Below are 6,411 nucleotides of genomic sequence, written 5' to 3'. Positions count from 1 at the left end.
TTTGAGTTCTCAAGGGGTTAAAACACCCCGGATTCATTAGCTGTTGTGCTATACAGGTTAAAACCACGCTACGCACTGCTGACGATATAATAAGGTTAAAGAATCCAACCTATATCGTTTTTTTCTGTTTTATATAATGTTCCCCCGGAGGGAGAGCTACGAATTACGGACGGATCGGTTATAATAAAATTTAAGGACTGACAGTACCGACAGTACCAAAGAAATACTGAAATTATCAATACTATTCTCCTTTATAAAAATAATATGAGTCGCGCAACCTTACCTTTTAAGGAGAAATATTTTTGGAGGGGAGGGTTTAAATCCCCGTTAGAAAAATAACTTTTGACTTTGTTAATTCCTATGCATTCCTCCTTTCTTCCCTCCTGACTCCTGACTCCTGACTCCTAACTCCTCACACCTGAACTTTAGCTTGAATTTCTCTCAACTTCTCCCCTACTTCACCACTACTTAATAAACTTTCCGCCTTAGACAAACCTTCGCAAATATCAGAGCAAACTCCACAACGCCATAAATAAAAACCTCCATTCCAAATAGCTGCTGACATTAACTGACTCACCTTACCCTGCAAAACTTCTTGCATTTGCTCTACTAACTCCGCAGTAGAGCTTAATGAAACCTCCTTTCCTCCACAACCATAGTCACTCGGATGCAACAACAGACGTTCAAATGTGGCAGAGTTGTCAGATGGCATCGATACCCCAATAATAGCTGTCCGGTCGCGAGGTAAGTCACAACTTCCTTCTAACCCCTTGACTGTTGTATAATTTTTCACACCCTGTAATTCCAATGCTCCTCGAAACATACCTTCTGTAGGAGGATGAACATATCCCGCAGCCAAATGAACTTCTCCTGAAAAGGGAACCCAAATTAACTCCATTGTTGCTAGAGGCGGTCGTTTACCAATATCTCGACGATATTCTACTAAAGCATCTGCTTGGGGAAAATGTTTTGGTAGATAAACAAAGCCTAAACCAGTCTGTTCAAATACTTGTTGCACCTGTGCCAGCGATAGTTTTTCCCATTCAACCCCTAACCCTTGCCAAATATCAATAAAAGGTACTCCTTCTTTTGTCGGCATTCGCGCTCCACCGTGCATCACAACAAATATTCCTGCTGTTGCCAAAATTAAAGCTGTGAGTGGGGTAACTGGTGCAGTACGCGATCGCCCATCATAAGGACAACCTAATACTGTCACTACACCCATCGATGGTTGACTTTGCAGTTTTGGCCCTAATTCGTTATAGCTATCTAACATTCCTGCCAACTCATCTCCAGTAGGCCGTTTAATACGGTGAGCAATTAAAAAAGCACCGACCTGGACTGGTTTTGCTTCTTTCAACAACATCATCCGCATTGCTGCTGCTGCCTCTTGGCGGGTTAAATTTTTCCCTGTATGGGGGCCACTACCAATGGTTCTGAGTAATTCTCGAAAGCGATCGCTCATTTAATTTTTCTCTCTGGTTAATTAGGTATTTATTTTTTGATTTTGTTTAGTTAGTTTACAGCAGTTTTGGAGTTGATCGGGTACAAAATTTTAGGACTTTAGGGAGTAGCAAGTAGGGAGTAGGGAGTAGGAAAAAAAGATTAACCTTAAAACTGTACCTCACGCTTCCTAAAAAGTGCTGTAATATAGCGCTACGCGCAAGTCAAAAGTCAAAAGTCAAAAGTAATCCCTGACTAACTTTGAGCTGCTTGGTGCGCGTTCCCTCACAGGAGTCAGCATTCCGCAAGCGAGCCGTCGTCGTCGCGGGGTCGCATCCGCATTTATAAATGTCCGCGCCCTATTTGCGTAGTGCCATACTCCACTGTCACCCGTAATGTCAATAGACATTGACGTGAAAATTCAAAATAAAATCAATTCTTATCCATAAATTATCAATTATTTCTCCTTGTTATATCATGTTCCCCTCCGGGGGAGCTACGCTAACGGACGGGTCAGTTATAATGAACCTTCTGCCTTCTAACCTTGCTCTTTTCCTTCAGCATAGCTGCCCTCTGCCTTCTGCCTTTGGTCTACAGATATTATAAGTATTCAACCGAACATGATATTACCTATCCCTTGTTCCCTCTTTTGGAGGAGATGTCTAATGCTAAAGTTAAGATTTAAACCCCAGCTCTAACATTCTCCTGACTACTGACTCCTGACTACTGACTTCTTCAACACTGTGGTTTGATTAATTTGCTGTGGAATTAATTCTTTTACTAGCTCCCAGAAATATTCTATCGGAGGAATTTGTATCCGATCGCTAGTTGTCACCACCACCACCTCACGACTCCAAACAGAATCTCTTATTGATGATACCTTAGAAGTACTCGGAGTTACTCCTATTGTTTTTATGGCAAGAGTGGGGTCGAGTTTAACATCTATTAAAGCTGAATGAGGTAGCAGAGCAATTAAATTTCCTTGTCGTACTACTCCTCGGAAAGCATCGAGGGTATTTAGTTCTAATGCTGCATTGAGTTTTGCCCCTAGTCGCTCAAATTGCTCTTTAACTAATCTTTGCATTCCGTAGCCATCTTTGAAAACTACTTGAGGATAGCGAATAAGTTCAGTCCAGGGAATTTGTTCGTATTTTGTGAGGGGATGGTTAGCTGCCATTAATACTTCTATCGGTTCAGTGTAGAGAACATCTACTACCATTTCTGGACTGGTAGTAAATAAGCGGTTATTCATTACTATTGCTATATCTACTAGACCGTCTTTGAGAACTTTCAAAGTGCGATCGCTTCCTAGAGCAGTTACCCGCAATTTTACTTCTGGATAGTGGCGACAAAATCTTTGCAAAACTGGAGGGAGGTAAGCAGCACAAACAGAGTGAATAGCTGCAACACAAAGTTCTGGTTGTTTTCCGGCAAGCATTTCTGTTATTTCTTGGGTAGCACTTTCCCAAGCTTGACAAATTTTCTTAGCGTAAGGCCATAAGCATTCTCCTGCTAGAGTGAGTTTGGCTTGACTGCTACGGTGAAATAGGGGAGTACCCACTTGATTTTCTAGAGCTTGCACTTGTCGGCTAACTGTTGATTGAGTGACGTTACATATTCGCGCTGCTTGTTGAAAGCTACCTGTTTCTGCAACACAAAGAAATGCTTGCAACTGCTCTAACCGCATAGAGTTTTGATTCAACTATTATTTACCAGCCTTTGATTATAGCAGATTTATTTTTTTCATTTAGTAGACTAGGATACACCTTCTCAAAATGAATTATACCAAATCTCAAAAAGTTTGCTATATATCTTTAGAGACTGTTTGTAAAGTTTTGTAGTATACAATGATTGACCTTTAAACTGTAACAACTTGGTTATTTATCCCAGATTTATAGGCTGAAATACCCAATTTGCCAGGGGTAAAAACACTTCATAATTCTTTACAAACGACCTCTTACTAATGGGGAGGTAGGGAGATGGGGACATGGGGAGATGGTAATCAAATATAGCATTAAGTACCTAAGCAAAATTATTTACCTATCCCAATTCTCTGCGCTCTTTAGAAGTTCAAGAATTCAATTTGTATAAATGTGTAATTAATTTTGCACAACCACTTACTATTTAGAAATGGTATTAGGTAACAGTGGTAAGAATGTTAGATTTTATCATATTTGATTATATTTTTGGTTTGAAAAATCCTGCAAAAAAAATCTTTGTTTGTAGTTGCACTTTAGCACTGTAAGAATCAGACCTCTAACTACAGGCTTTTCTTTTTTCTGTAGAATAATAATAGTTTTTATTCCTATTATATTATACTAGTTAAAAAAATAATGCTTGTGGATATATCTGCCTATTTCTCTCTTTTAATTACTGCATTATAGATCAAAATGAGATTTTATGGCACAATATAATACTTGGATTTAATAGGAGTTATTTATGGTATTTTATTGGTTAAAATCACAGTATATTTCTAGGAATAGCCTCATTTTTTTAGGCGTTAAGATAGCTCAATTACAGCAGATAAAAATCTGTAATTTAAAACATAAATCAGCTTTGTTAAAAATGTTTAAAAAGAACTCGATATTGATTGCTGGATTAACTATATTATCACCTATTTTTACCACTATTTCTGCCTCTGCTGCCGAAAATCTTATAATTTCTATTCCTGCTCTCGACATTACAGATCCAATCGTAGTTTCTTTGCCACCTTTTCAACTAAAAATACCAATTGAATCTATCGAAAGGTTTGCTAAAGAAGGAGAATTTAGCAAAGAATTTACCTTTTATTCTGAGCTGCTCACAACAGAAGAAACAAAAGAAATACAGACAGTTCTGAAAAAACAAAAACAAGAACTAAGAGAACTTTTTCAAAACCGTTTTGATGTTAATCCTACTATTGTCAACACATTTATGGAAGAACCAGCAGGACAAGAAGTTCTGAAAAGATTAGGTAAAATCCTGAAAACTGGAGAAAATAAAAATGGGAGTGCAGCTCTCCAAACAGCTTTTCAGTTAGCTCTTGCAGAACCAGATGGTTTGACTATTATTAATGTGTTGAAAAATTTTCCTGGAGATTTGTTAATAGAACTTGAAGAAGGTATCAATTTAACTGAAGAATTAATCGAAAGATTTGTAGAAGAACGCTTGATTGTAATAGAGCTACAAAATCAAGCTCAAGAACGATCGCTTAGTGAGAATAAAATTGATTTTAATAATTTTCCAGATTTAAGACAACCAGGAAATATAAGATGGGAAAAACAATCTATTACCTTTAGAAATCCTAATCGCGACCGCTCTTCTCCAGCAAATATTTATCTGCCAAAAAGTTCTGGAAATAAATTAATTCCTGTAATAGTTATTTCCCATGGTTTAGGTTCAGACCTAAATAGCTTTGCCTATCTTGCCGAACATTTAGCATCTCATGGTTTTGCAGTAATAGTACCAGAACATATTGGTTCAAATGCAGAAAAACTTGAAAATATCTTTGCAGGTTTTAGCAGACCTGTAGATGGAATGGAATTTATTAATCGCCCACTAGATATTAAATATTTACTGGATGAATTAGAGGCAAAAATAAACTCCGATCCAATCTGGCGAGGTCAGCTAAATTTTAAACAAGTGGGAATAGTAGGTCAATCTTTTGGCGGTTATACTGCTTTAAGTCTTGCAGGTGCTCCCCTAGACCTAGAAGATCTACGAAAAGATTGCCAATCTGAAGATACTAAATTTATCTTTAATTTATCTCTATTATTACAGTGTCAAACCAGTAATTTACCAGCAGAAATAACCGAAAATTTACGAGATGAACGTATCACAGCAGCTATTGCAATAAATCCAATTAGTAGTGGTGTATTTGGACCTGAAAAAATTAGTAAAATTGCAATACCCTTGATGATTGTTGCTAGTACTAGAGATATTTTTGCTCCACCAATTCCAGAACAAATTTATCCATTCATTAGCTTAACTACTGCAGAAAAATATTTAGTTATTAGTGAACCAGCAACTCACTTTTCGTTTATTGCTGTAGAAGAAGAAGAGGAAGTTTCTATAGAACTACCAATCAAATTAATTGGTCCCGATCCTACTTTAGCTTATCCTTTTATCCAGGTACTAGGTTTAGCCTTTTTTCAAGCTTATCTGATAAATCAATCTCAATCATTACCATATCTAAGTGGGTCTTATCTACAATATATTAATCAACAACCATTTACTTTCGGTGTATTACAGTCTCTCACAGAAGACGATCTACAACAGGCGATCGACAATTTTTCCAAACGATTTAGTAATACTAATTAGGGTTTGCATGTAGAAAGTCTTTTTGTTAGGGTAGGGAGTAGGCAGTAGGCAATAGTTAAGAGTTAAGAGTTAGGATTTAGGGAAGTTGTAGAAGAGGTAGTCATTCATCATTGCCCCTAGCCCCCCAGGGAACAAAACTGTAAGCAGTCAGCCGTCAGCTAAAAGCGCATAAACTGATGACTGAAAGCTGAAAGCTAAATGCTTACACAAAACTTTCTTTTGCCCCCCTGTTTCACCGGGGGAGATGTTAACCTAGTACGCTAAACTATTCAACGTCAGTTTCAAAGATCGCAAATCGTAGCCGAGCTGCCGACTCTTCTATTTCTACCAAAGACTCAATACTAACAAGTACTTTTTGTTCAATTCCTAACAGTTGCGCGGCTCGAGCAACAGCGGCTTTTTCCTTCTCGTGATACACTCCATCGGCACGGCTCATTTTGATCGCTTGGTACAACATACAACAGCGAAAATTTAGAGAAAAATCATAATGCATACCGCCCAATAGCTCTTCGATGTCCGCATTTTTTCCATCGAAATTTAGGACATTTTCTTCGATCAGGTCAGATGGTGTTCCCAGCAGCTGCTGTTCTTCCAGAAACCAATCTAATTCTTTCTGTGCTAACTCACCATCAGCACTAGCGATCGCCACTATTACTTTCAGATAGTTTA

General features: G+C 37.9%; 4 protein-coding genes. 1 reads left to right on the top strand and 3 read right to left on the bottom strand.

Translation table 11 applies throughout. The features are described from left to right. Window positions 1-412: 412 nt before the first annotated feature. Both F6K13_RS13030 and F6K13_RS13025 read right to left on the bottom strand, forming a co-directional pair. Complete coding sequence (locus F6K13_RS13030) at window positions 413-1,465, bottom strand: anthranilate phosphoribosyltransferase family protein (RefSeq protein WP_124146761.1); 1,053 nt, start codon at window positions 1,463-1,465, stop codon at window positions 413-415. 687 nt (window positions 1,466-2,152) lie between these two features. Further along, complete coding sequence (locus F6K13_RS13025; protein ID WP_124146768.1) at window positions 2,153-3,130, bottom strand: LysR family transcriptional regulator; 978 nt, start codon at window positions 3,128-3,130, stop codon at window positions 2,153-2,155. Window positions 3,131-4,008: 878 nt separating this feature from the next. On the opposite strand from F6K13_RS13025, the gene F6K13_RS13020 reads away from it, so the two are divergent. Continuing rightward, window positions 4,009-5,742 carry an alpha/beta hydrolase gene (locus F6K13_RS13020; RefSeq protein WP_161564666.1) on the top strand — a complete coding sequence of 578 codons (1,734 nt, stop codon included), beginning with the start codon at window positions 4,009-4,011 and terminating at the stop codon, window positions 5,740-5,742. A 265-nt stretch (window positions 5,743-6,007) separates the two neighbouring features. Here F6K13_RS13020 and F6K13_RS13015 read toward each other — a convergent pair. Continuing rightward, the coding region (locus F6K13_RS13015) for a TerB family tellurite resistance protein (RefSeq protein WP_287287582.1) at window positions 6,008-6,411 on the bottom strand (404 nt) is incomplete at its 5' end.

Source organism: Okeania sp. SIO2B9 (genome assembly GCF_010672505.1).
GTDB classification, from domain to species: Bacteria; Cyanobacteriota; Cyanobacteriia; order Cyanobacteriales; family Microcoleaceae; genus Okeania; species Okeania hirsuta.
Note: the sequence above shows the minus strand (reverse complement) of the source record. Positions and strands in the feature narration are given on the sequence as shown.